The organism is Actinoplanes sp. TBRC 11911, assembly GCF_012933445.1.
In the GTDB taxonomy this organism is placed as follows: Bacteria; Actinomycetota; Actinomycetes; order Mycobacteriales; family Micromonosporaceae; genus Actinoplanes.
Genome location: NZ_JABBNC010000006.1, coordinates 233,585 through 258,250 on the forward strand (window position 1 = coordinate 233,585; position 24,666 = coordinate 258,250).

General features: G+C 69.4%; 21 protein-coding genes. 9 read left to right on the plus strand and 12 right to left on the minus strand.

Features of this window, described 5'->3' with window-relative positions:
- Positions 1 to 76: 76 nt before the first annotated feature.
- Genes HH310_RS11910 through HH310_RS11920 form a run of 3 tightly spaced genes read right to left on the minus strand, consistent with a single transcriptional unit; the run spans position 77 to position 4,062 of the window.
- Positions 77 to 1,120 carry a tartrate dehydrogenase gene (locus HH310_RS11910; RefSeq protein WP_169175537.1) on the minus strand — a complete coding sequence of 348 codons (1,044 nt, stop codon included), beginning with the start codon at positions 1,118 to 1,120 and terminating at the stop codon, positions 77 to 79.
- Positions 1,117 to 2,712 carry a DASS family sodium-coupled anion symporter gene (locus HH310_RS11915; RefSeq protein ID WP_169175538.1) on the minus strand — a complete coding sequence of 532 codons (1,596 nt, stop codon included), beginning with the start codon at positions 2,710 to 2,712 and terminating at the stop codon, positions 1,117 to 1,119. Before HH310_RS11915 ends, HH310_RS11910 begins: the two co-directional genes overlap by 4 nt.
- Positions 2,713 to 2,733: 21 nt before the next feature.
- Positions 2,734 to 4,062 carry an MFS transporter gene (locus HH310_RS11920; protein ID WP_169175539.1) on the minus strand — a complete coding sequence of 443 codons (1,329 nt, stop codon included), beginning with the start codon at positions 4,060 to 4,062 and terminating at the stop codon, positions 2,734 to 2,736.
- A 1,392-nt stretch (positions 4,063 to 5,454) separates the two neighbouring features.
- Here HH310_RS11920 and HH310_RS45305 point away from each other — a divergent pair.
- From HH310_RS45305 to HH310_RS11940, 4 genes are all read left to right on the plus strand, one after another.
- Complete coding sequence (locus tag HH310_RS45305; protein WP_169175540.1) at positions 5,455 to 6,693, plus strand: EAL domain-containing protein; 1,239 nt, start codon at positions 5,455 to 5,457, stop codon at positions 6,691 to 6,693.
- A gap of 119 nt (positions 6,694 to 6,812) precedes the next feature.
- A complete protein-coding gene (locus HH310_RS11930; RefSeq protein ID WP_169175541.1) occupies positions 6,813 to 7,700 on the plus strand; it encodes a hypothetical protein in 888 nt (295 codons plus the stop codon).
- Positions 7,697 to 8,902 (plus strand): serine hydrolase, encoded by a 1,206-nt coding sequence (locus tag HH310_RS11935; protein ID WP_169175542.1) that lies wholly within the window; start codon positions 7,697 to 7,699, stop codon positions 8,900 to 8,902. The genes HH310_RS11930 and HH310_RS11935 overlap by 4 nt, the downstream gene beginning before the upstream one ends.
- A gap of 111 nt (positions 8,903 to 9,013) precedes the next feature.
- Complete coding sequence (locus HH310_RS11940; protein WP_169175543.1) at positions 9,014 to 10,123, plus strand: alpha/beta fold hydrolase; 1,110 nt, start codon at positions 9,014 to 9,016, stop codon at positions 10,121 to 10,123.
- A gap of 224 nt (positions 10,124 to 10,347) precedes the next feature.
- Here HH310_RS11940 and HH310_RS45310 read toward each other — a convergent pair whose 3' ends face one another.
- Both HH310_RS45310 and HH310_RS11950 read right to left on the minus strand, forming a co-directional pair.
- Positions 10,348 to 11,112, minus strand: coding sequence for a GNAT family N-acetyltransferase (locus HH310_RS45310; protein ID WP_312033987.1), 765 nt, complete (start codon positions 11,110 to 11,112; stop codon positions 10,348 to 10,350).
- A 13-nt stretch (positions 11,113 to 11,125) separates the two neighbouring features.
- Positions 11,126 to 11,641 (minus strand): cupin domain-containing protein, encoded by a 516-nt coding sequence (locus HH310_RS11950; protein ID WP_211192031.1) that lies wholly within the window; start codon positions 11,639 to 11,641, stop codon positions 11,126 to 11,128.
- 303 nt (positions 11,642 to 11,944) lie between these two features.
- On the opposite strand from HH310_RS11950, the gene HH310_RS11955 reads away from it, so the two are divergent.
- Positions 11,945 to 12,679 (plus strand): GNAT family N-acetyltransferase, encoded by a 735-nt coding sequence (locus HH310_RS11955; RefSeq protein ID WP_169175544.1) that lies wholly within the window; start codon positions 11,945 to 11,947, stop codon positions 12,677 to 12,679.
- Here the strand turns inward: HH310_RS11955 and HH310_RS11960 are convergent.
- Positions 12,666 to 13,085 (minus strand): nuclear transport factor 2 family protein, encoded by a 420-nt coding sequence (locus HH310_RS11960; protein ID WP_169175545.1) that lies wholly within the window; start codon positions 13,083 to 13,085, stop codon positions 12,666 to 12,668. The genes HH310_RS11955 and HH310_RS11960 overlap by 14 nt on opposite strands.
- An 80-nt stretch (positions 13,086 to 13,165) precedes the next feature.
- Here HH310_RS11960 and HH310_RS11965 point away from each other — a divergent pair, with 80 nt between their 5' ends.
- Positions 13,166 to 13,804: a TetR/AcrR family transcriptional regulator gene (locus HH310_RS11965; protein ID WP_169175611.1), complete on the plus strand. Its 639-nt coding sequence runs from the start codon at positions 13,166 to 13,168 to the stop codon at positions 13,802 to 13,804.
- A gap of 45 nt (positions 13,805 to 13,849) precedes the next feature.
- Here the strand turns inward: HH310_RS11965 and HH310_RS11970 are convergent, their stop codons facing one another.
- Together HH310_RS11970 and HH310_RS11975 are read right to left on the minus strand one after the other, a co-directional pair.
- Positions 13,850 to 15,523: a glycoside hydrolase family 43 protein gene (locus HH310_RS11970; RefSeq protein ID WP_169175546.1), complete on the minus strand. Its 1,674-nt coding sequence runs from the start codon at positions 15,521 to 15,523 to the stop codon at positions 13,850 to 13,852.
- 130 nt (positions 15,524 to 15,653) lie between these two features.
- Positions 15,654 to 16,370 (minus strand): G5 domain-containing protein, encoded by a 717-nt coding sequence (locus HH310_RS11975; RefSeq protein ID WP_312033989.1) that lies wholly within the window; start codon positions 16,368 to 16,370, stop codon positions 15,654 to 15,656.
- Between the two features lie 227 nt (positions 16,371 to 16,597).
- On the opposite strand from HH310_RS11975, the gene HH310_RS11980 reads away from it, so the two are divergent.
- Positions 16,598 to 18,376 carry a sensor domain-containing diguanylate cyclase gene (locus HH310_RS11980; RefSeq protein WP_169175547.1) on the plus strand — a complete coding sequence of 593 codons (1,779 nt, stop codon included), beginning with the start codon at positions 16,598 to 16,600 and terminating at the stop codon, positions 18,374 to 18,376.
- 651 nt (positions 18,377 to 19,027) lie between these two features.
- Here the strand turns inward: HH310_RS11980 and HH310_RS11985 are convergent.
- Together HH310_RS11985 and HH310_RS11990 are read right to left on the minus strand one after the other, a co-directional pair.
- Positions 19,028 to 19,273: a ferredoxin gene (locus tag HH310_RS11985; RefSeq protein ID WP_169175548.1), complete on the minus strand. Its 246-nt coding sequence runs from the start codon at positions 19,271 to 19,273 to the stop codon at positions 19,028 to 19,030.
- Between the two features lie 55 nt (positions 19,274 to 19,328).
- A complete protein-coding gene (locus tag HH310_RS11990) occupies positions 19,329 to 20,519 on the minus strand; it encodes a cytochrome P450 (protein WP_169175549.1) in 1,191 nt (396 codons plus the stop codon).
- Between the two features lie 122 nt (positions 20,520 to 20,641).
- Between HH310_RS11990 and HH310_RS11995 the strand changes: the two genes are divergently transcribed.
- Positions 20,642 to 21,370 carry a hypothetical protein gene (locus HH310_RS11995; protein ID WP_169175550.1) on the plus strand — a complete coding sequence of 243 codons (729 nt, stop codon included), beginning with the start codon at positions 20,642 to 20,644 and terminating at the stop codon, positions 21,368 to 21,370.
- A 48-nt stretch (positions 21,371 to 21,418) separates the two neighbouring features.
- Here HH310_RS11995 and HH310_RS12000 read toward each other — a convergent pair whose 3' ends face one another.
- Positions 21,419 to 22,924, minus strand: a complete 1,506-nt coding sequence (locus HH310_RS12000; RefSeq protein WP_169175551.1) for a M28 family metallopeptidase — start codon at positions 22,922 to 22,924, stop codon at positions 21,419 to 21,421.
- Between the two features lie 234 nt (positions 22,925 to 23,158).
- Here HH310_RS12000 and HH310_RS12005 point away from each other — a divergent pair, with 234 nt between their 5' ends.
- Positions 23,159 to 23,716, plus strand: a complete 558-nt coding sequence (locus tag HH310_RS12005; RefSeq protein ID WP_169175552.1) for a TetR/AcrR family transcriptional regulator — start codon at positions 23,159 to 23,161, stop codon at positions 23,714 to 23,716.
- Here HH310_RS12005 and HH310_RS12010 read toward each other — a convergent pair.
- Positions 23,699 to 24,634, minus strand: a complete 936-nt coding sequence (locus HH310_RS12010; RefSeq protein WP_169175553.1) for an AraC family transcriptional regulator — start codon at positions 24,632 to 24,634, stop codon at positions 23,699 to 23,701. The genes HH310_RS12005 and HH310_RS12010 overlap by 18 nt on opposite strands.
- Positions 24,635 to 24,666 lie beyond the last annotated feature (32 nt).

Here is a 24,666-nt window from a genome sequence, read left to right on the forward strand (position 1 = left end):
AGCCTGTCCGGCTCCCACCGTGCGCGGCGACCAGAGCACGAGAAACTCGTCCGGTGCTAAAGCCATGCCGCGCACACTATTTCAGGCGAGCCACCAACGCGCGTACGACGTCCGCGGTGTCCGCCGTCCCGCCCAGGTCTCGCGTCCGGGTTGCCGGATCGGTCAGCGACGCCTCGATCGCGACCAGCACGTCCGCCGCCGCGTCCGGGTGGCCCAGGTGGTCGAGCATCATCGCGGCCGACCACACCGCCCCGATCGGGTTCGCGATGCCCTTGCCGGCGATGTCCGGCGCCGACCCGTGCACCGGCTCGAACATCGACGGATAGGTCCGCGTCGGATCCAGGTTGCCGGAGGGCGCGATGCCGATGCTGCCGGCCACCGCGGCGGCCAGGTCGCTCAGGATGTCGCCGAACAGGTTGGAGCCGACGATCACGTCGAAGCGGGCCGGCTGCAGCACCAGTTTCGCCGCCAGCGCGTCGATGTGCTCGCTGTCCCAGCGCACGTCCGGGAACTCGGCCGCGCGCGACGCCACCACCTCGTCCCAGAACGGCAGCGTGTGCACGATCCCGTTGGATTTCGTCGCCGACGTGACGTATCCGCGACGCGTACGGGCAAGGGAAAAGGCGAAGTCCGCGATCCGGGTGACCCCGGCCCGGGTGAACACCGACTCCTGCACCGCGAACTCGTCCGGGAAGCCGCGGTTGAGCCGGCCGCCGATCTCGCTGTACTCCCCCTCGACGTTCTCGCGGACCACCACGAAGTCGACGCCGGCGGCATCGCGCAGCGGCGACTCGACGCCGTCGAAGACCCGGATCGGCCGCAGGTTCACGTACTGCCGGAACGCTCGCCGGATCGGGATGAGCAGACCCCACAGCGACACGTGGTCCGGCACGCCGGGCCAGCCGACCGCGCCGAGCAGCACCGCGTCGTACGGCCGGAGCTGGTCGATGCCGTCGGCCGGCATCATGGCGCCTTCCGCCAGGTAGCGCCGGCACGACCAGTCGAACTCGTCGTAGTCCACGGGGATGTCGTGCCGCCCGCAGACCGCGTCGAGCACGACCCGCGCCGCGGCGATCACCTCGATACCGATTCCGTCGCCCGCAATGACCGCGATCCTCATCCGCCCAACCCTACGGCGGCGACCATCAACGGCAGAAGCAGCAGGATGATCAGCGCGCCGAGCACGTCGAACGAGATCCCGGACCGGATCATCGTGGTGATCGGGACGACTCCCGACCCGTACACGATGGCGTTCTGGGGTGTGGAGACCGGCAGCATGAAACCGAACGACGCGGCGAACGTGGCCGCCAGGGCCGGGACGAGCGGGTTGACACCGGCGGCCACCGCGACCGGGATGATGATCGGCACGACCACCGCGGCCGAGGCGGTGTTGCTCGTCGTCTCGGACACGATGATGGCCAGCACCACGGCGAACGCGGTGATCAGGAAGACGCCGGACAGTCCGAGAGCGCCGGCGCTGGAGGTGCCGATCGTCTTGGCCAGGCCGGTCGAGGACAGCAACGCGCCGAAGATGATGCCGGTGCCGAACAGCACGATCGTGCCCCAGTCGATGCGGGCGGCGTCGCTCCAGTTGAGCGTGAACTCGCGCTGACGCCACGAGGTGGGCAGCAGGAACAGCAGCGACGCGCCGAGCACCGCGACCACGCCCTCGTCGAGCCGGTTGCTGACCGTGTCGTAGATCCCGGAGTCGGTGCCGGCCACCACCGCGACGACGCCCGGGAAGATCCACAACGAGACCGTGGTGACGAACGCGATCAGGGTGTTGCGTTCCGCCCGGGAGAACCTGCCCAGCTTGGCGCGCTCGGCCGAGACGTACGCCTCAACGCCCTCGATCTTTTTGATCTCCGGCCGGTTGAGGAGCAGCAGCACGACCGCGAGCACGACGAACATGATGGCGCAGACCGGGGCCGCCATCGCCATCCACGCGGCGAACGAGATGCGCTCGCCGGTCGCCTCCTCGATGAGCCCGCGCCCGATCAGGTTGGGCGGGCTGCCGACGGGAGTGAGCAGGCCGCCGACGCTCGCCCCGTACGCGAGCATCAGCATCAGAGCCGCACCCACCCGCAACCGGGTCGGGTCGAAGCCCGGCTGCACCAAGCCCTTGTCCTGCATCAGTTTGGCGATGACGGCCAGGATGCCGAGGGCGGTGGGCAGCAGCATGGCGACGGTCGCGGTGTTCGACACGAAGGCCGACAGCAGGCAGGTGATCACCCCGAACGCGATGATGACCCGGGTGGTGGACCGGCCGACGCCGGGCAGCGACAGCACCCGGAACGCGAACCGGCGGGCGAGCCCGTGCTTGAGCATCGCCTGCGCCAGGATGAACGCGCCGATGAACGTGAACACGGTCGACGAGCCGAACGGCGCGAGCACGTCGTCGGCCTCGGCCACGCCCAGCACCACGACGAGGCCGACACCGATCAGCCCGCCGACCGGGATCGGCACCGCCTCGGTCACCCACAGCACGATCACGCCGAGCAGCAGACCGCCGAGCACCTGCTGGCTGGGCGGGATGCTCATCGGCAGCGCGAAGAAGATCAACGCCACCGCCGGTGCGGCGAACAGGCCGACCGTACGGCGTCCGCGCTCGAAGCGTTCCTCGGCCGGCGAAAGCTGTTGTTCGCCCAGGCTGCGGTAGGTGCCGCCGCCCATCAGCTGACGTTCGATGTCCGGTGCGTCCCTGGTCGTCATGCCGCCTCCCAGTGATTCACGTCACTGCTCGACGGTAACCTCCGCTCCCGCATACCGCCCGCTGAGACGCCGGTAGGGGCGGCTGCGCAGCGCGGCCGCGGTGGCGAGCAGCCCGATCAGCCCGGTCAGGATGAACACCAGCGCGATGCCGCGGTCGGTGCCGGTGCCGAACCAGTCCCCGATCGCTCGGGCGCCGTAACCGTCGGTCATGAACGGGATGAAGAAGAATTGTGCGACCGGCGCGATCAGGAACGCGGTCAGCGGCGACGCGGACTGCTCGACACTCTGCGCGAAGCCGAAGACGCGTCCCTGCCGCTCGTACGGGACGACCTTCTGCAGGATCGTCTGCTCGGCCGCCTCGGCGTACGGGCCGAGCACCATGTAGACGTACAGACCGACGGCCATCAACACGATCGACGACCGCAGCGGGAACAGCAACGTGACCGCCCACAGCACCACGTTGACGATCAGCAGCAGCCACACCGGGTTGCGCCCCAGCCCGGTGCGCGCCACGAGCAGCCCCCCGACGATGAATCCGGTGCTCAGAAAACCCCACAGCAGACCCCAGGCCTGCACGGACATCAGCGACAGCCCGTACGCGTCGAGCAGCGCCATGAACACGCCACCGAGCAGATTGTTGAACGCCGAAAACGCGATAAGAGCCGAAAGCCCAGGCACTTCCCGTACGACCGTGACGGTCCCCCGCAAGTCGACGGCCCGCGTGGTCTGCTCCGCCGCGCGCGGCGGCTCCGCGACGCGAACCGTGGCGAGGTGCAGAAGCGCCGCCGCGAGCACGACCAGCGCCAGCACGAGCACCCAGAGCATCCCGCCGAGCGCCACCAGCACGCCGCTGATGACGGAGGTGACCAGGAACGACACGCCGGACGTGGTCCCGACGAACCCGTTGGCCCGGTCCCGGTCCCTTTCGGCGATCAGCAGCGTCACCAGGGTCTGCAGCGCGATCGTCCGAATATTGCCGGCGATCACCCCGAACATCAGCAACACGACGAGGGCCCACAGCCGCACGCTCGCGGGCCGGGTGAATTCCTCGCGCGGCGTGGCTTGGTAGAGCACGAAGGCCGCGGCGTAGAGCCCCAGGGACACGACCGCCGACACCTGCATCACGGTCTTCTTGGCGTAGTGGTCGACAAGGCTGCCGAACCAGATCCCGGTGAGCGCCGTCATCACCAGAAAAATCCCGGAGATGACCCCGGTGGCGAACACGGACCGCGTCTCGATGTAGACGTAGAAGGTGATCGCGAACCAGACGGTGTAGTTGATGACGGAGACGAGGAGCGTGTTGACGAGAAGGTGATAGAAGGTGGTGCGTTCTCCCTGGATAGACCGCATGCCGCCCACCGTAGGACGTCAACCCACGTTCATGTCCACCCGTCGGCCGCCCCCGCCCGCGACCGGCCCGCGCCTGGACGCACGGCGCCGCCTGTTACGCACCGTCCAGCTCGTCGGCTTGGCCCAATGCCAGGAACGCGGCCACCCGGCCAAGCCCGCCGGAGTTCCCGCACCCGCATCCAGCCGTCCCGCCATGTGTAACTGTTCAGCTGGTTCCGTCGGCCGGGAGTCCCCGTGCCAGGCGACGCCGCCAGGCCCGGGCAGGTCACAGCTCCCCACAATGGGCGCCCCCACGCGGGTGTGGGCAGTAGCGACGCCGGGGAGGCTGTGGCTGCCCACACCGCGGCCAGCCCCACCCGCGTGTGGGGAGTCGCGACGGCGGGGAGGCTGTGGCTCCCCACGCCGCGGCCACTCTCACCCACGTGTGGGGAGTCCCGACGGCGGGGAGGCTGTGGCTCCCCACACCGCGGCCAGCCCCACCCACGTGTGGGGAGTCCCGACGGCGGGGAGGCTGTGGCTCCCCACACCGCGGCCAGCCCCACCCACGTGTGGGGAGTCCCGACGGCGGGGAGGCTGTGGCTCCCCACACCGCGGCGACCCACAGCAGGTGTGGGCACCTGTAACGGCCGGAACGTCCCAGCTCCCCACAACGACGGCCCTCACAGGTCCGCCACGGAAGGCCAACGCATCGGAGGGTGAGCGGCGCGAGAACCAGCTGAACCGTCCCGCCATGTGGACAGCACAGACCGCATCGTGGCGGGTTTGCAACCTTGGAGAGTTACGCCCACATATCAGCCCGAAGTCTCCAAGATTCGTATTTGAACGCGACAGGCGGTGCGACAAAAGCCATATGACGGAAGGAAACTTCCCTCCTATTTAGATGGCCGTCCCATTATGCGGACCCAAGTCCACGATGCGGACGCCCATCCCAGATAGCAGTCCTGCGTCCCGAATAATGGACGCACCACGACGAGCGCGCCAGCCACGCACCGGGCCAGGCCGCCAACGGTCGCCGGAAATGCCGGACATGCACGGATAGCGCAACCGGCCGCACCACCGTTCCGGGCGCCAACGCCGCGATGGCAACCCAGCGCGACCGCAGACCACCGCAACCGGCCGCACCCAACCGTCCCGGCGCCAACGCCGCCATGGCAACCCAGCACGACCACAGACCACCGCAACCGGCCGCACCCAACCGTCCCGGCGCCAACGCCGCCATGGCAACCCAGCGCGACCACAGACCACCGCAACCAGCCGCACCAAGCGCAACCGACCCATCACCGCAGCATCGGGCTCCTCCATGCCTCGGCACGCCGGGACGGGAACCCTCAAGTTGGTGGCGGGGGTGCCGATGGGAGACGTGGGCGCGCGCGAGAGAAGGGACCCTGCCGGGTGGGCAGCAACGATGGTTCGAGCCGAGGCACTGACCCGCTCACCGGGGTGGCCGACCGGGCCTGGTTCCTCGGGCGGCTGGACGACGCGGCCGCCTCGGGGCGCAAAGCCGGCGTGGTCCTGGTCGACCTCGACGGGTTCGCCGTGGTCAACGACGTGCTCGGCTATGTCGCAGGGGACCGCATTCTCACCGCGGTCGGGCAGCTTCTGCGGGACACCGCCGGCGAGGGTGACACGGTCGGGCGCCTCGGTGGGGACCAGTTCGGGGTGCTGGCCGAGGGCGCGGCGCTGGACGAGCTGGCCGAGCGGATCACCGCCGCGCTCGCCAGCCCGGTCCAGGCCGACGGGCGGCCCGTCGCCGCTCGGGCCAGCATCGGGGTTGCGCACGCGGCGCGCGGTGACGGTGGGACCGATCTGCTGAGCAAGGCCGACGTCGCGCTCCGGACGGCGAAAGCCAGCGGGCGCGGCCGGCCCGTGCACTACGAATCCGCTATGAAAACGCGCTTCCTCGACCAGGCGGCCCTGCTCGACGGGCTGCACGAGGCCGTCGGCGGCGGGCAGATGGAGCTCGTCTACCAGCCGATCGTGCGGCTCGGGGACGGCACGCTCACCGGGCTCGAGGCGCTCGCCCGCTGGCGGCATCCGGTGCGCGGGCCGATCATGCCGGGTGACTTCATTCCGGTTGCCGAGCGCAGCGGTCTCATCGTGCCGCTGGGGCGGTGGATGCTCGCCGAGGTGTGTCGCGAGCAGGCGGACGACTGGCCCGACACCTACGTGAACACGTCGGCCCACCAGCTGCGCGAGCCGGGCTTCGCGGAGACGGTCACGAACCGGCTGGTCATCGAGGTCACCGAGGACGCGCTCCAGGACGAGTCCGCTACGGCCGCCCTGCGGGTGGTGCGTGACCGAGGCGTACGGGTGGCGCTCGATGATTTTGGGGCCGGCCGGGCGTCGCTGCCCGCGCTGGCGTCGGCGCCGATCGATGTCGTCAAGGTGCACGGCTCGATGACCGGGCAGGTGCTGACGTCGCCCCGGCACGCCGCGGTCGCCGGCGCGGTCGCCGAACTGGCCGCCGAGCTCGGCATCGTGGCGATCGCGAAGGCCGTGGAGAGTGCCGCCCAGGCCGAACGCCTGCATGAGCTGGGCTATCAGCAGGGCATGGGCTTCCACTACGCGGTCCCGCAGCCGGCCGCGGCGATCCCGCTGTTCCTGGCGAACGAGGTCGTGCACGTCATTTAAGCGACGGAAAGCGACCGCCTGAATACCACGCGTCATATTAACGATGTTTCAAGTACTAGCCTCCGAGTACTACGCACGTGCGCACTTGAAGCGCCCGGGAAACAGACAACAATCACCTCATGACGTACGGCAAGAAGGACCTGCCCTACCCCTACGATCAGGACTTTTCCGGCATCGTGACGAGGGTCAAGGGTGTTCGGGAGTCGACCAGGGCCGCCCTGGTCAACTCGCTGAAGGTGGCGTCCTACCTGAAGGCGGGCGAAATGCTCGTTTCGCGGCACCTGGGTGCTCCGAAATCCGCCCCCGCATCCGACGGCCGCAAGGCGTACTGGTCCGGTTTGCACTTCTTGTCCGAGCGTGCCCTTTCTCGCGAGGTTGCGGAGCTGGACCCGCCGTTCCTCCGGCAGAAGGGTGCGGGGCCGTACCGCTCGACCTGGGCCAGCCACGACGACTACCTGAACGACCTGCTGGCCTTCCTGTTCCACGCGATGAACTACGACCCGCAGTACGGTGCCGGCCTGGAGACGCGGGGCGACTGGCTGCTGGCCGACGAAAGCTTCACCGACGCCATCGACCGCACCACCTATCACGAACTGCTGGCGATCGTCCGGATGCCGCTGTTCCGGCTCCAGCTGATCGTCAGCGCCACCGCCGACCGCAACGACGGCATCCACGAGGCGATCGCGAATCAGTACGCGGGCGCCCTCGAGCCCTGGACCAAGGTGTACGAGGCGGTGATCGCCGCCCGCGGCTTCCGGCTGCGCCAGGGCGTCACGATCCACCAGTTCGCGAACATGCTGGCCGCCGTCACGGAGGGCTTCGCGATCCGATATCTCGGCGACCCGGGCTCCGGCGTCGTCGGCGACGGGCCGCGCGGCAACCTGTTCGGCATGGCGGTCCTCGGCATCATGCACGCCTACCTCGAACCCAACGACGACAACCCCGGACCGAATCTGCGCGCGCTGTACGACGTCCCCGGAGATGACGAAGAACGGAACCTGACATGACGAGCACGACCGAGCGACCCGGCGCCCCCAGCGGGCACGCCGCGGTTGTCCGGCCTCCGTCGTGGTGGGACCGTCAGGGCGATGTGATCATGCGGCGGCCGTTCAACGAGTGGACGTTCACTCACATGAACTGGTTGATGCCGACCGAGCGGGTCGCCCGCGGCGACCGGCACCGGCCGCTGCCGCACGACCCCTACCCGATGGATCTCACCTATCGATTCGAGGGCCACGACCGGACGCTTCACGAGCTGCACCGCCGCACCTTCACGACCGCCTTCGTGGTGCTGCACCGCGGTGCCATCGTCCACGAGTACTACCCGGGCGCGTTCGCCACCTCGCGCTCGCGGATGCAATTGTTCTCGGTGTCCAAATCGGTCACGTCGCTGATGGTCGGCGTCGCGATCGCCGAGGGCACGATCGGCAGCGTGAAAGACCACATCACCGACTACCGACCCGATTTCCTCGGTACGGCGTACGAGGAGACCACGCTGGAAGAGTTGCTCACCATGACCAGCGGGGTGGGCGACCTCGAGGCGTGGGACGTCCCGGACAGCGGCATCAAACGCTTCGAGCAGGCCGTCATGGGCGGCGGTGACGTGGCCGCGGTGATCCGGTCGGCCCCGCGCACCGCACCGGCCGGCGAGAGCTTCAACTACTCGACCTTCGACGCGCAGGTCCTCGGCTGGGTGCTCGAGGCCGCGACGGGCAAATCGCTTGCCGCGTACGCCTCCGATCACCTCTGGTGCCACCTGGGCGCCGACCGCGACGCGTACTACTGGCTGACCCGTGCCAAACCCCGCAGCGCGCTGGGCTCGGGCTCGTTCAACGCCACCGCCCGTGACCTCGCCCGGCTCGGCCAGCTCATGGTCGACGACGGCATGGCCGGCGGCGTTCAGGTCGTGCCGCGCGACTGGGTGCGGCGCAGCCGGGGCAGCGACCTGCCTCAGCTCGCGGTGGGCGCGCTCGGCCCGAGCGGGTACGCACACTACGGATACGCCAACCAATGGTGGACCCTCGGTCCGTCCTGCTTCGACGCTTACACCGCGCTGGGCGTCCACGGGCAGTACCTCTACGTCGACCCCGCCGCCGACGTGGTCATCGTCAAATGCAGCGCCTGGCCCACTCAGGACGACGAACGCCGCGACCGGGAAACCATCACCGCGCTCCGCCGGATCGCCGACCATTTCGCTTGCACCCGGTAGTCACCAAATAGCATTTCGTTAATCGTTTTTCTCCCCCACAGACTTTCCTCCCGGGCTCACCCCTGCCCGAAAACCACCCGGCGTAATGCCATACACAGAAAGGAGCAATACATGAATCATGCCCGTTGGCGGAGGTGCGTCGCCGTACTGATCGCGGTAAGTGTCACCCCCTTCATCTTCCCGGCCCGGTCCGCCTCGGCGGCTCCAGCCCCCGGCAGCGTTCTGCTCGCCACCCCGGCAGTGCTGCCGTCGGAGCTGTCGTCGCTGGCCACCGGGAAGCGCATCAGCTACGCGACCACCTCCGTCAGCGGGGCCTCCCTCAACGCGACCGGCCTCGTGCTCACCCCGAAGACCGGCAAGACCGGCAAGACCGTCGCCTGGGGCCACGGCACCACAGGCCTGGCCGACCAGTGCTCCCCGTCGCTCAACCAGAACGTGTTCTGGCCGGAGGCGCGCGCCGCGATCGCCGCGCTGCTCGCCAAGGGCTGGACGGTGGCCGCCCCCGACTATCCGGGGCTGGGCACGCCGTCCGCGCACCCGTACCTGATCGGCCAGAGCGAGGCCCGCTCACTGATCGACGCCGTCAAGGCCGCCCGCTCGCTCGACTCGTCACTGTCCACTCAGTACGCCATCGACGGTCACTCGCAGGGCGGGCAGGGTGCTTTGTTCGCCGGGGAGATCGCACCGGCGTACGACGGGAACCTGGTCTTGAAGGGTGTCGCGTCGATCGCGCCGGTCTCGAACGCCGGGGACTTCGCGCCGCTGGTGCCCGGCACGCCCGGCCAGGGTTATCTGGTGATGGGGCTGTACGGGCTGCAGGCGCAGGACCCGAGCGTCAACGCCATGGCACTGCTCGCGAACCCGGCGAAGCTGCGCACCCCGGTGCTGACCTCCGGCTGCCTCAACGAGATCCTCAGCACCTACCAGAACCTGACGGCGACCCAGCTGCTCGTCAACGGTGTCCTGCCGGCGTCGGTGCTGGCGAAGCTCGTGCACTACGTCAACCCCGGCCAGGTCGCGCCGAGCGCGCCGATCCTGCTGATCCAGGGCATGAACGACGACGCGGTGCCGTGGCCCTTCACGGCTGAACTGAACGGGCAGCTCACCGCGTACGGCACCCAGCCCGTGCAGTTCGAGCTCCTCCAGAACGCCGACCACGACCAGGCCGTCTTCCAGACCACGACCCTGGTGGCGGACTGGATCGCCGCCCGCTTCACCTGATCTTTCCGGCCCGTCCCCACAAGATGGCGGTGTCCCCGGGACCGACCCCAAGCCCGGGGATGCCGCCGTTCCCCCGCCCGCCTCAGGCCCCGCCCGCGCGGAGCCTGAGGCGCCGGCACTCGGATCGTGCCGATGCGAAGCCGCCGGCCGGCCGCTCACGCCCTGCCGATAGAGAGCGCCGGCCGGCCCTCAGGACTCACCGATGTAGAGGCGCCGACCCGCCTTCAGGACTTGCCGATGTAGAGGCGCTGGCCCGCCGCGCGGTAGCCGACCCGCTCGTAGACGCGCCACGAGTCCGGGCCGGAGGCCTCGAGCCAGGCGATGTCGGTGCCGGTGGCGAAGAGCTTGCGGGTGATCGCGGACGTCACCGCGCGGGCGATGCCCCGGCGGCGGAACCGTGGCCGGACGGCGATGCCGACCACCGCGCTGACCCCGAAGGCCTGCGGGCCGGCCTCGCCGCCGCCCACGCAGAAGCCGTCGGGGGTGACCGCCATCAACGCGATGCCGCCGTCCGACTGCAGGCGGCGCATCCGGGCGACGTCCGCCGCGCCGGCCGCCGCCGGGCCGCCGAAACCCTCGTTCTGGGCGGCGATCAGGGCCGCCCGTTCCTCGTCCGTACGCGGTTCGCTCAGGCTGGCCAGCGGCTCGATGCCCGGCGGCTCGCCGGTCAGCGACCCGGGCGTACAGGTCATGTAGTCGCGGCGCGCCTCGGGAATCCAGCCGGCGTCCGTCAGCAAGGGTTCCAGCGCCGGTGCGCAGGTGACCACGTACTCGAGGCGGGGTTTGCGGCGTTTCTCGCGGAACACGTCGGCGAGCAGGCGGACGTCGCCGGCCGTGATGGTCTCGCCGGGCCGCGGCGTGGCGTAGTTGATCCACGGACTCGGCGTGCCGGGATCGATGCCGATCAGGAACGGGCCGGCCTCGATCGAGGCCGGCCGCCGCGCGAGGCCGGCGAGGACCGACTGCTGGATCCGGACGTCCACGTTCACGGTGTCAGCGGCCTCAGTCGGGAAGTGCTTCGGTGCCGTATTTGGCGAAGAGCCCCAGAATGCGGTCGTCGAACCGCTCGGGCCCCCACGGCTGGACCTGGACCCCGCGCTGCGGCTCGTCGCCACCCTCGACGAAGAGCTCCTCGGTGCCGCCGGGCGTGTAGATGAACAGCATCCGGGCGGTGTGCAGACCGACGTTCCGGAAGCGGTGCCGGATCTTGCGCGGGACGTGGACGATGTCGCCCTGGCCGGCGGTGAAGATCCGGTCGCCGTCGAGGAACTCCAGCTCGCCGGATAACAGGTAGAACGTCTCGTCCTGGTCGGCGTGCGTGTGCGGGACGGGTCCGCTGCCCGGGGGGACGCTCGCCTCGACGATGCCGAGCGAGCCGTTGGTCGCCGCGGACGACAGGCGAACCGTGTAGACGTCGCCGGAGAACCACTTGGTCGGGCCGGCACCGGCCGGGACGTGCACGCCGCCGCGTGTCGTGTACCGCGGGTCGTTGTTCGTGCCGTCGATCGCCATGCTCATGCGGAAGCCTTCGCTCGTGTGGAGACGAAATCGCGGCCGCGCGCGGCAGCCGGCCACCGGCCGTCGCGACGGTCATAACGAAAGCTGCCACGGAAGTTCAGAAAACGTCATGTGGTGGTCCGCACAGGCTCGCGTTCCTCGTTCGCGCACGGTGATCGCGCGGCCGTTTTGCCCCGGATGCGACCCCGAATTCTCACCGAGGCGAGCCGGACTTTTACTTCACGTGAGCAACAAGTTCACCTTCGAACAATCTGCGACCCGAATCACGTTTGCCCGCTTCGGAATGAACCTAGGATCAATTCTGTGGATTCGCTGGAAACGTTGCTCGCTGCGCACCGCGCGTACCTGCTCGGCTGGAACATCGGTGCGGCCGGCGACGCGAACCTCGTGACCTACCGCAGCGACGTGCAGCACGCGCCCCTCAACGGTGTGCTACGACTCGCCGGGCGCTCCCCCCGGGAGGCGTTCGAGGACGCCCGCGAACGACTGGACGGCGTGCCCCGGATCTGGTGGGCCGGCCCGGACAGCGACCCGGAGACTCCGATCCACCTGCTGGCGCTGGGCGCGGTCCCGATCGCCCGCATGCCGATCATGACGACGGCGGTCGGCGACGTGGCCCCGGAGAAGCCGCCGGCCGGGTTCCGGGTCACCGAGGCGACGGACATCGAGGAGTTCGTCTCGGCGTACGGGAAAGTCTCGGGAATTCCGTCCGATGCCATGGCCGCGGCGATCGACCGGGAGAAGGCGTTCTCCGCCGACGGCACCGTGGTGCGGCTGGCCGGGCGCTTCGAGGACGGCCGGATCGCCGGGACGGCCGTGGCGTGGTTCAGCCACGGGCTGCTCACCTTGTACTTCGTCGGCACCCAGCCGGACCACCGCCGGCGCGGCGTGGGCACGGCGATGACCCTCGCCGCGATCGACCTGGCGCGCGAGCGCGGCATCGAGACGGCCGCGCTCACCTCGACGGCGATGGCCCAGCAGCTCTACCGGCGGATCGGGTTCCGGACGGTGAGCTCGTTCCACCTCATGTCGTTCTGAGGATGTCGCCGAGGCGGCCCCGGATCCGGGCCGCGGTCACATGATCGAGGTAGTCCCGGGACTCGACGATCTCACCGTCGCGCACCCGCAGCACGAAGATCGCCGGCTGGGTGAAGGGGACACCGTCGGCGGTCCCCCGATACTCGAACTCGGCGATGATGACCTCGGGGTCGGCGGTCTCGTGGACGGTGATGTTGACCGCGCGGCGGACCAGGCGCGGCGAGTCGCCGGTCGGCCGGAAATGCGCGCGCAGCTCGTCGCGGGTGCGCAGCGCGGGCTGCCGGAGCGGGTCGAACGGGTGCACGACGTGGGTCTGCTCGGCGTAGAGGTCGGGTAGCTCCGCCCAGCGGCCCTCCGCGACGCCGTTGACGAGAGCGAGGAAAACGTCTGTCGGGCTTTGTGTCATGGCGCTGCCCCCGTATTATCCGAAGTCTTGACTCCGAATATATGGAGTCACCACTTCGGAAGTCAACGAGCGAGGGCGTGATGAGGGCGGACGCCCAGACGAACCGCGACCGGATCCTGGACGTGGCCGAGGAGGTCTTCGGTAAGGGTGGACCGGCGGCGTCCACGGAGGAGGTGGCGCGGCGGGCCGGTGTCGGGATCGCGACCGTGTTCCGCCATTTCCCGACCAAGGCCGGGCTGCTGGAGGCGGTGCTGGTGCGCCGGTTCGACCGGTTGCGGGAGAGGGCCGAGGCGCTGCTGGACGCTGGTGCCCGGGGCGAGCCCCAGCCGGGCCCGGTGGGGCGTGGCCGCGCACAGCTGGACTCGGGCCGGCGAGGCGCGCCGCCGCTCGACGCGGGAGCCGCCTTTTTTGGGTTCTTTGCGGAACTGGTCGCGGATGCTGCCACAAAGATCGCGATCGGTGACGCGCTGCTAGAGGCCGGCGGTGACGGTGACGGCGAGGCGGCGCGGGCCTCTAACGCGCTGCGGCAGGCGGTCGGCGTTCTGCTCCGGCGCGCTCAGCAGGCGGGCGCGGTCCGCGATGACGTCGAGTTGCCCGAGGTGTACGCGCTACTGGTGGGCACGTCGCGGGCGGCGGCGCACGCGCACCTCGACGACGAGGTGACGGCCAGGATGCTCGCGATCGTGTTCGACGGGCTCCGGGCTCAGGCCGACTTGTGACCACCCACTCACGACGATCGTGAAGTCCCTGCCGTGGCACGCCTCTCACAACGTCCGATAGGTGGCGCTGTCGAAGTCGGCGTAACCGCCCTCGGCGCCCAAATCCTGCACCCACAGGCCGGCGAACGCCCCGGTGAAGCCCCACACCTCGGGCTCCCCTTCGATCTTCGTCGCCGCGTACTCGTCGGACAGGGTGGTGGCGTCCAGCACCGGGCCCGCGGCCTGCCAGTGCGCCAGAGCGGGATCGACGGCGTACGCGAAAGTCAGTGAAGGTCCGTCGAAGGTGACCCGCAGCCCGATCCGGGGGTCGCGGACCTCGGTGCGCACGCCCGGCACGACGCTGACGGTGCCGGTGTCGCAGGCGAGCAGCCCGAGCACCGGTGTGCCGTCGTCCTCGGCGGTGACATGCAGGTGGTACCAGTTGCGGGTGTTGTAGTAGGCGCCGATCCCGGCGAGCTGCCGATAGTTGCGCGGCGTGAATTCCATGACGGTCTCGAACGTGCAGCGCCGCGCGGTGACCCGCCGGGCGACGAGGCTGGGCCGGTGCCGGTTCATCGGGGAGCGGCCGCCGTGGATCCGCAGATGGGACGGCCGGCTGGCGAGGTCGACCCAGTCCGGCGTCGCGGGCCGTCGCAGCGTGGCCCAGTCAACGCCAAGCTCAGCCGAGTCGAAGTCGTCGACATCGTCAACCGGCTCTGCCGGCGAAGCGCCGGCCTCGCCCTGCCACCCGGACGTCAACGACGTAGGCGCATCCACCACCTCAGCCGGGACACCCCCGCGAATGCGCGGCCACCCGTCCTCAGTCCAATGCACCTCCTGCAGCGCCGTCTCCCGCCCCAGCACGCACCGGCCACGCGTCGTATAAGGCCGCCCCACAAGATGCGCCAAATACCACTCCCCCGCCGGCGTGGACACCAGGCTGCCGTGCCCGGCCTTTTGCAACACCAATTCCGGATTCCCGTACGAGCTCAGCAACGGCCCATGCGGATCGGCAAGATACGGGCCGTGCAGAGTGCTGGAGCGGGCCACCGTCACCTGGTGCTCCCAGTTCGTGCCGCCCTCCGCGGTCACCAGCAGATACCAGCCGTCCTTGCGGTAGAGGTTCGGTGCCTCGGTCATCCCGGCCGACGTGCCCTGGAAGATCATGCGCTCGGGGCCGACGAGCCGGCGTGCCTCCCGGTCGTACTGCTGGATCGAGATGCCGGCGAACCGGTCCCGCCCCGGACGTGAATCGGCGATCATCGACAGCATCCAGGTGGTGCCGTCGTCGTCGTGGAACAGTGAGGCGTCGAAGCCGCGCCCGTGTAACACCACCGGATCGGACCAGGGACCGTCGATCCGCGGCGCGGTGACGAGATAGTTCTGGGGATCCCAGTAGCCGCCCGCGAACGTCGCCACATTCGTGTAGAGCAGATGGAACTGGCCATGGGCGTACGTGAGATTGGGCGCCCACACCCCGCACGAGTCGCCGGTGCCGGTCAGATCGAGCAGGCGCGTCTCGGTCAGCGCCCCGCGCAGCGGCCGCCAGGTCACCAGATCGGTGGAGTGGTGCAGTCGGACGCCGGGGAACCACTCGAACGTCGAGGTCGCGATGTAGTAGTCGGTGCCCACGCGCAGGATCGACGGGTCCGGGTGGAAACCGGGCAGCACCGGGTTGTGGATCTGTGCCCGGCCGGCGTCGCGCGTGCCGCTCGTGGTGGCGGTCGTCTCGGCGCTCATCATCGGCCTCCCCTGGTCGCGCGCAAGTTCCGTGACCCTACCGCAACTTACGGCTGCGGAGTAAAGGTTGGCGGCCGACGATATTCGCCGGCCGCCAGATGAGGCTTATCGAAACTTCCGCGTTCCGGTTTCAGGTGTCGCAGGCGACGCCGTCCCCATCCCGATCAAGGTCATAGATGTCGCTTCCGGTGACCCGGACCGGCCCGCTCACGTACTCGGGGCCGTTCCCGCTACCCCCGGCACAGTCCACATCGCTCGTGATCGGCACGCAGCCCGAGTAGTTCGGGTCGCAGCTGGAGGTCTTCGAGCCGACCGCCACCACCTTGGTAACCGGTTTCTTGGTCACCACACTGCTGATCTGCTTCCGCGACGTCTCCTTGCCATCGGTCATGGTCACCTCATAGGTGATCGTCCGGACGCCCGCGACACCCTTGGTGCGCACCTCGGTGTCACCCTTTTCCAGATCAGGATCCTTGACCGTACGCGTCGTGAAGGCGATCGCCGTACGCTTCGTGACCTTCTTCGTCGTGACAACGGGTTGCACCGAGGTCGGCGCCGCACTGGTCGGGTCCACTGCGGGGGCCTCGGCGGACGGCACGTCGGCGGACGGCTGGTCCCCGGCCTGCTGCGCCGGCTGCACGACCACGTTGTCCGCGGCCTTGGCGGCATCGACATTCTTGTCATCGCCGGACAGCGCGTTGATCAGCGCAGCCCCACCGCAGCACGGGACCAGCAGTACCGCCACGAGCATCCCCACCCGCTGCATCGGAGACAGCCGTGACCAGAATCCGGGCCGCTTCTGCCCCGGCCACGCCGCGCCACCGTAGGGCGGTATCTGATTCGTCACCGCGCCATTGTGTGTGTCCACCATGTAATCGACGAGCGTCCGTTCGGCCAGCCCCCTCGACCGAAAGAACCAAATTCGCGATACCTCTTACCTAACCCGCACGAGGAGACGCACCGCCCGCCCGGCCGATGACCTTGCGAGGCCGGAGCCGCCGCACAAACCCTCAGGCCCAGGGTGCCGCGACCGATCACTGCGTTCGACGAATCACGGTGACGACGGGAGCGATCATGCCGGACGGCGCACGCCGATCACGGTGGCTCGACCCTGTCCTGCTGGTGCTGGCGGGGCTCGCGGTGGCCGCGGTGCCGATCTTCGGCCTCGGCTGGGGCGGCCCCGGCACGAACTGGGCCCTGCAGACCGTCATCGACGTCGTGGAAGTGGTCCTGGCGCTGCGCCTCGCCCGGGTGGACGCCGCGAACCGGCCCGCACGGCGGCTCTGGCTGGCGGCCGCCGCGGGCATGCTGCTCTGCGCGGCGGGTGACCTTTTTCAGACCGTACGTGCCGTTGCCGACCCGGACCTGCACGATCCCGGCCTCGTCCAGACCACGTTGATCACTGCCGGCATGGCCATGGTCGTCGTGATCATGCTGTTCCACCCGCTCGGCGGCACCGGGCGACAGCGCCTGCGGCTGTGGCTGGACGCCGGCACCGTGCTGACCGGAGTGGCCGTCTTCCTCTGGTACTTCGCCCTCTCCCCGGCTTTCACGACCGCGGATCCGGCCGGGCGTTACGCGGGCACGGTCAACTGCGCGGTGATGATGATGCTGGCGTTCGGCCTGGTCAAGCTCGCGCTGGGGGGACGGGCCCCATTCACTCGCAGCGCGGGGGCGATCAGTCTCGTCGGCGTGATCGGCATCGGCCTGAACGCCTCCGCACCGGCTTCGGCGATCGGCGCGACCCATCCGCGCCTGTCGCTCATCGCCCAGCTGCTGCCGTGCATCCTCATGCCGGTGTCCATGCGGCTCCAGGAGCTGCAGCGCCGGACCGGCTTTGTCGCGAAGGCAGCGTCGCGCGGGCACCGGCCGAGCCGGCTGCCTTACCTGGCCGTCGCCGCCACCCAGGTCCTGCTGGTGATCGCGCTGACCCAGAGCGGCCCCGGCGTACGGGTCTGGGGCGTCGCCGCCGGCACCGTGCTCATCACCGCGCTGGTGCTGACCCGGCAGCTCGCCGCGTTCACCGACATCGAGCGGCTGCTCGCCCAGGTCGACGCCGGCATGCGGGAGGTGCGCGAGCAGCGCGAGTGGTTCGAGTCGCTGGTGCGGCATTCGTCGGACGTCACCCTGGTGATCTCCCCGGACGGCCGGATCCGGTACGCCAGCCCGGCGTCCTCGCGCGTGCTCGGGCTCGACCCCGCGCAGCTCGAGGGCACCGTGCTCGCCGACCATCTGCACCCGGACGACCGCGCCGACGCCGGCGCCCAGCTGCGGTTGCGGCACGCCGACGGCTCGTACCGCTGGCTCGACATCGTCGGCACCGACCTCAGCGCCAACCCGAGCGTGGGCGGCGTCGTTCTGAACGCGCGGGACATCACCGAGGCCCGCGCCCTGCACGACAAGCTCCGGCACCAGGCGACGCACGACCCGCTGACCGGTCTGGCCAACCGCGCGTTGCTGGAACAGACGATGCCGCGCTCCGGGACGGTGTGCGTGCTGCTCGTCGACCTGGACGGCTTTAAACCGATCAACGACCGGTACGGCCACCACGCCGGCGACCAGGTGCTCATCGCGGTGGCGCGGCGCCTGCAAGCCGTTAGCAGAACCGAAGGCACCGCGGCGCGCCTCGGCGGCGACGAGTTCGTCCTGATGGTGCCGTCGATGACCGCGGCCGCCGGCCGGGAGCTGGCGTCGCTGATCACCGAGGTGGTGGCCGAGCCCGTCGAGATCGACGGCGGCGAGCGTGTCACGGTCGGGGCGAGTGTCGGCGTCGCGGCCGGTCCGGCACGTGACGCGGGCCGGCTGCTGCGCGAGGCCGACGCCGCGATGTACCGCAGCAAGGCCTCCGTCTGACGGACCCTAGACGAGTAAGTCCTAAGCCGAGTCAGCGGCCGCAGGCGAGTCAGCGGCCATAGGCGATCTGCGGCCGTAGGCGATCTGCGGCCGTAGGCGATCTGCGGCCGTAGGCGATCTGCGGCCGTAGGCGATCAGCGGCCGTAGGCGATCAGCGATCTGATCGCCGTCCGTCCGCCAGTCCCCGCCGCCCCTCTCGCATATCCGACATTTCCCGAGATTTATTGGATCGGCTGGGCCGCTGGTCAGGCGGGCTCGGCGCTCGGCCGCGCGGCGCTTCCATTCCGTGAGACAGGCGACCACCTGCTGAGACCCGCGCCCGCATCATGGACCCACCGTCCGCGATGTGGGACCGACGTCCATTGTAGAGAATACCTTTGTCACGTAACGAGGCTTTCGCCCGGCAGGTTTCTCCGGCCGAATGTGAACCTTGGAGAGTTATGGCTCGTATGTGGGCGCAACTCTCCAAGGTTCACAAAAATCCACGATGTGACCACGGCGTCCACATAGCGGGACCGCCCGGCCGCGAACTAACCGCCACAGCGCCTCGGCTCCGGCACCACCGCGCCACCGCACCACCGCGCCACCGCACCACCGCGCCACCGCGCCACCGCGCCACCGCGCCACCGCGCCACACCGTGACCAGGTCACTTACCGCCTACCACCACGGTAGGACTTACTCGTCAAGGGCGCGAGCTGCTCCCCGGTCTCGGCGTTCCGGACGGTGATCGCCTCCATCGGGCAGGAGGCCGCCGCGTCCAGCAGCACCTCGAGCGGATTGGTCACCGCCGCCCGGGGATGGGACCGGCCGTCGTCGCCCATCGCGAAATGCGCCGGCGAGGCCTGGAGCTCGGCGGCCCAGTCGGTGATCGACTCCCAGGAGACAACGCCACGCACATGCCCGACTCGATGCATTCGTCGCTTGTGGACACCTGCCGGGACGGTGCCACGCTCACCACCGGACCGGCAGCTCGCGCAGGCTCCGCAGGAACATGCCCTGCTGGAACGTCAGCTCCGCCACCGGCGCGTCCGGGTGCAGCGACGGCAGCCGGCGCAGCAGACCGCTCAGCGCCTCCTGCAGCTCCATCCGGGCCAGTTGCGCACCGAGGCAGTGGTGCACGCCGGCGCCGAACGCCAGGTGCGCCCCCTGCGGGCGGGTCAGGTCGAGCTGGTTCGCGTCCGGGATCACCGACGGATCGCGGTTCGCGATGGTCATCGCCGGGATCACCGCGGCGCCGGCCGGGATCGTCACGCCGCCCAGCTCGACCTCGGTGGTCGCCACCCTGGGCAGGCCGGTGCCGATCTCGCCGAGCTGCGCGAAGCGCAGCAGTTCCTCGACCGCCTCCGGGATGATCTCCGGTTTGGCCTGCAAGCGGGCGAGCTGGCCGGGGTACTCGTGCAGCGTCAGCAGGAACAGGTTGATCTGGTTCGCGGTGGTCTCGTGGCCGGCCACCAGCAACGTGCGGCCCATCCGCACCAGTTCGTCCTCGGCGAGGCGGTCCTCGTTGTCGCGGGCCTCGATCAGGGCGGTCATCAGGTCGTCCGCCGGTTCCTTGCGCTTGCGTTCGATCAGCTCCGCGAAGTACTGCCAGAGGCGCTCCATACCCGCCTCGGCGGCCGCCGGGTCGCCGATGCCCATCACCGAGTCGGACCATTCGTGGAACAGGTGGCGGTCCGTGGCGGGCACCCCGAGCAGCTCACAGATGACCTGCACGGGCAGCCGCAGGGAGAAGTTCTCCACCAGGTCGACCGGCTGCGGCAGCATCTCCATCTGGTCGATCAGCGTGTCGACCATTTCGGCCACGCGCGGGCGCAGCGCCTCCACCCGGCGGGCGGTGAACGCGCCGGCCACCAGGCGCCGCAACCGGGTGTGCTCGGGCGGGTCCAGCCCGAGGATCGATCCGGCGGAGTCCTTCCCCAGCCCGGTGCCGGCCACCCCGGGTTCGGCTGCCTCGGCCCGGCTGAACCGGGGGTCGATGAGCACCTTCCGCACGTCGTCGAACCGGGTGACCAGCCAGGCCGTCCTGCCGTCCGGCAAGCTCACCTCGCAGACCGGCCGGGTGAGTTGCAGACGGGTCAGCTGGGGTGCCGGGTGGAAGATCGACGGCGGTGCCGGGAAGGGGAATGCAGGCAACGGGATCACCTCCGGAGAGTGACATCCCGATAACCTATCGAAGTTCGACGATCATTGGTGGCCGTTCATCAGCAAATTCGCGCGGGAAAGGCCGAAAATTCGGCGACGTATCGATGATCTATCCTCGTCCGGTGCCCGCGCCCCGACGCGCCGCCCTCGGCGTCGCCTTATCGCTCCTCTCGTGCCTGCTGGCCGGCTGTGCCGTCAGCCCGGCCACGGTGACCCGAGCGCTCGCAGATCGCAACCAGGACTCGTCGCTGAGTTTCGACTACACGGCCGACAGCGGCGGTGACTACATCGACCAGGTCGTGCAGATCGACAACAACGGCGACGAGGCGGTGATCCCGACGCTGCGGTACATCGCTCTCGACGCCAACGGCGTGGGGATGCCCGAGATCAAGGTCTTCACCGCGTTCGGCAGCGATCACGGCGACGTCGTGGTGCCGACCAGCGGCGCGTGGGAGATCGTCCAGTTCGTCGGCGAGGGCCGCGACAAGGTGGCCGACGTCCAGGTGACGGTGCTGCGGTCACAGCACACCGATTACCCGTACGTGGAGACCGAGCCGGACACCGAGGCCTTCGACGAGTCGGGTAGGGAGGACGAGTATTTCGCGAACTTCCGGTCGGTGAAGGTCACCAACGACAACGACGACCCCATCCGCGTACGCCTCGCCTTCGTGGCCTGGCAGGGTCTGGACAGCGGCGCCGACCAGTTCCAGGTGGCCGTCCCGGTCGGCGAGCTGACCACGGTGCCCGCGCACGGCGACGCCACGGTCGAGGTGGACCCGGGGGCGCTCACGTCGATCTTCCAGTACGGCGGCAAGTACCCCACGAACGTCATCGCGTACTACTCGCACTGACCCGGAAAAGGGGGCCCGGCGACCGGACCCCCTTCCCTGGTGCGGAGATCAGCGAACCGCGTACGGTCCCTTGTAGGTGAGCTCCGGAGCCTTCCGCTTGGCGAACGAGCCGTCCGGGAAGAAGCCGGTCTTGGTCAGCGCGAGCGTGTAGACGGCGTGGGCCGCCGCGTCACCGAGCTCGTTGAGTGCCGACGTGTTGAGGTTGTTGATGGTGTCGCACGCCTGGTGGTAGCAGACGTCGTACGCCGCGCCGGCCGTCCCGCCGTACACGGCCGCCTGTTCCGGCGTCTTCTCACCTTCGGCGCCGCTGAACAGCCCGCCGGCCGGGATGCCGACCGCGATGAACGGGCCGTAGTCGCTGCGCCCGTCGAACGCGGTGGGATCGGTCGCCAGTCCCTGCTTTCCGAAGTAGTCGTTGAAGATGCCCTCGATCTCGGCGGATCCGGCCGGGCCGGACGTGCCGGTCGCGGAGCCGTCGCCGTCGTAGACGAACCGGACGTAGTTCGGCGAGCCGACCATGTCGAAGTTCAGGTTCGCGTAGATCTTGCCGAGCTGCGCGTCGGACAACGTGTTGACGTAGTGCTCGGAGCCGAGCAGGCCGCCCTCCTCGGCGCCCCAGAAGGCGAAGCGCACCTTCTGCTTCGGCTTCACCTTGAGCGCCTTGAACTGCTCGGCGATCTCCAGGATGGTGGCGGTGCCGCTGCCGTTGTCGTTGATGCCCGGTCCTTCCTGGACCGAGTCGAGGTGTGCGCCGACGACGATGACCTTGTTGGCGTCGCCGCCGGTCGTCTCGCCGAACACGTTGCTGGTCGTCTTGGTCTCCACGAAGGTCGAGGTGGTCACGGTCGCGGTGACCGGTCCCGCCTGGGTGGCCGCGTAGAGCGAGTTGCCGTCGGCGAAGCTGAGCCCGACGGTCGGGGTGTCGACGACCTGGCCGATGTCGCCGACGAACAGGTCGGTGCGGCCCGGCTGGCCCTCGTTGAAGATGACCACGGCGTCGTAGCCGGCCGCGGCCGCGTTGACCACCTTGGTCCCGAAGGTGCACGTGCCACGCTGGATCAGCGCGATCGCCGGACCGGCCGGCGCGGCCGGGAAGTCGGTGGCCTCACAGCCCGACGTGGAGCTGGGTGCCGGGGTGGGCGGCAGGACGACGTCGATCGGCACGACGGTACCGGTGACGGTGCCGCTGCCGGAGTACTGATAGGTCGCCGTCTCGTAGCTGACCTGGTTCGGCGAGTCCTGGGTCAGGACCGCCGGGGCGAGCTCGTGGAAGAGCGGGAAGGTGAACGGCTGCTGGCTCACCTTGAGCCCGGCGGCCTTGAGAGTGTCCTTGACGTACGCGGCGGACGCGTCGAACCCGGGAGTGCCCGAAGCCCTCGTTCCACCGTTCTGGTTCGCGATCCGCTGCAGGACACGCTCGTGGCTGAGGATGCCGCCGACCGTGACCGCGTCGCGGAACTTCTTGCTGTTGACATTGTCGACGGCTGCCGCGGGTGCCGCACTGACGACCACTAATGCGAGCGCCGCTGCGACGGAAATGGCTGCCTTGCGCACGTAACCTCCCATGTCGAAATGACCCGAGGACGAGGGGTGCATCCGCATGACTCAATCAATTTCAATCTATAAATGTCAAGTGGGGACCGGGTCGTCGGCAGAGATCCACATCCGTTTTATACCGCACTGGGCGGCGAACGGCGCGGCTGTGCTCACTTCGGTGTATTTCCGCTGCCCGAAGCGATTGGGCACCCCGCGTTTGCCGTGGCGGGACCTTGCCTCTACCTTTGCGCGATGCCACCGGAACACCCGGTCCGCGCCGATGCGGTCCGCAACCGAGAACACATCCTCGAGATAGCGCACGAGGCGTTCGCCGCGGACGGGTCGGTCTCGCTGAACGCGATCGCCAAGCGGGCGGGTGTCGGCCCGGGCACGCTGTACCGGCACTTCCCCACCCGGGAGGACCTGATTCTCGCGGTCTATCAGCACGACGTGCTGACCGTGGCGCACGCGGTAGACAAGTTATTGGACGACCACGAGCCGCTGGACGCGTTCCGGTTGTGGTTCTCCGAACTGGCCGGCTATGTGCGGCTGAAGCACGGCCTGGGCGCCGCCTTCACCGCGGCCGCGATCCAGGACGTGGTCAACGCGACGTACGCGCCGGTGATCGCGGCGGTCGGCACGCTGATCGCGGCGTGCGAGCGGGACGGCAGCCTGCGTTCCGGGCTCGACCCGGCCGACATCCTGCTGCTGATGGAGTTCATGTGGCGGGGCGCCGCGGGCGCGGAGGGCGAGGCGCAGGCCCGGCGCGTCATGGAGCTGGTCATCGAGGGGCTACGGCCGCGGGGCTGATTCCCGGCGCCATTGTGCGGGTGTCAGCCCGTACCGGCGTACGAAAGCTCTTTCGAATGTCCGCAGTTCCACAATGCCGACTTCTGCCGCGATTTCGGCGATACCGCGGCGGGCGTTACCCGGATCGGAGAGTTTGGCCCGGGCGGTATCCATTCTCTGCTCCCGGATGTACGCCCCGGGGGTCTGCCCGATTCGGCCGAACAGCTGTTGCGCGTACCGCACGGAAATGTGATGGCGCCGCGCGAGGGAGGCGGCCGTGAGGTCCGGGTCGCCGAGCCGCTCGCGGACGTGCCGCCGCATCATGTCGAGCGCCACCTCGCCCGCGGCGCTCTCGCCCGGAACCGTGGCCGGCCCGCCGCGCAACGCCATCGCGACCATGTCGACCGCCACCAGCCCGGCGTCCTGGCGCTGCGTCGGCGTCAACCCGTCGGACACCTTCACCATTTGCCGTAAATATCCAGACAGGAGTTGCATGGCGGGCAGGGCCGGGTCCAGGCCGTACGCCAGCCCGGCGGTGAGATCCTTGTCGCGCAGCCCCAGGGCGGACCGCGGGAAGCGCAGCAGCAGGCTGCGCACCGGATCGTCCATGGTGAGGTCCCACGCGTTGCGGCTCTCGAACAGCGCGCCGACACCCGGCCGCAGCGACGCCTCGCGCCCGGCGTGCCGTAACCGGCCGGATCCGGCCAGGTAGAGCGAGAACATCAGCAGGTCGTCGCGGCCGTGGCGGGCCACCATCCGCTCGGTGCGCACCGCCCGGAACGCCGAGTTGCGCCCGTCGATCAGCGCGAGCTCCGGCCCGAGGGGGAACATGTCGACCTGGGCACGGAAGTCGCCGTCCGTGGTGGCGACCATCGGGACAAATCCGTCGTCGGCGGCCTGTTCGAACTCCGCCGCCGACCGCATCGTGTAGGTCAGCACCCCACGACATTACTGCGCCGATTTCGTCGCCC

Bases quoted from the DNA above. Each gene is read 5' to 3' on its own strand.
- HH310_RS11970 (WP_169175546.1), bottom strand. From the start codon at position 15,523: ATGAGCGCCGAGACGACCGCCACCACGAGCGGCACGCGCGACGCCGGC.
- HH310_RS11950 (WP_211192031.1), bottom strand. From the start codon at position 11,641: ATGAGCATGGCGATCGACGGCACGAACAACGACCCGCGGTACACGACA.
- HH310_RS11910 (WP_169175537.1), bottom strand. From the start codon at position 1,120: ATGAGGATCGCGGTCATTGCGGGCGACGGAATCGGTATCGAGGTGATC.
- HH310_RS11980 (WP_169175547.1), top strand. From the start codon at position 16,598: ATGCCGGACGGCGCACGCCGATCACGGTGGCTCGACCCTGTCCTGCTG.
- HH310_RS11965 (WP_169175611.1), top strand. From the start codon at position 13,166: ATGAGGGCGGACGCCCAGACGAACCGCGACCGGATCCTGGACGTGGCC.
- HH310_RS11915 (WP_169175538.1), bottom strand. From the start codon at position 2,712: ATGACGACCAGGGACGCACCGGACATCGAACGTCAGCTGATGGGCGGC.
- HH310_RS11940 (WP_169175543.1), top strand. From the start codon at position 9,014: ATGAATCATGCCCGTTGGCGGAGGTGCGTCGCCGTACTGATCGCGGTA.
- HH310_RS11935 (WP_169175542.1), top strand. From the start codon at position 7,697: ATGACGAGCACGACCGAGCGACCCGGCGCCCCCAGCGGGCACGCCGCG.
- HH310_RS11960 (WP_169175545.1), bottom strand. From the start codon at position 13,085: ATGACACAAAGCCCGACAGACGTTTTCCTCGCTCTCGTCAACGGCGTC.
- HH310_RS11930 (WP_169175541.1), top strand. From the start codon at position 6,813: ATGACGTACGGCAAGAAGGACCTGCCCTACCCCTACGATCAGGACTTT.
- HH310_RS12005 (WP_169175552.1), top strand. From the start codon at position 23,159: ATGCCACCGGAACACCCGGTCCGCGCCGATGCGGTCCGCAACCGAGAA.
- HH310_RS11920 (WP_169175539.1), bottom strand. From the start codon at position 4,062: ATGCGGTCTATCCAGGGAGAACGCACCACCTTCTATCACCTTCTCGTC.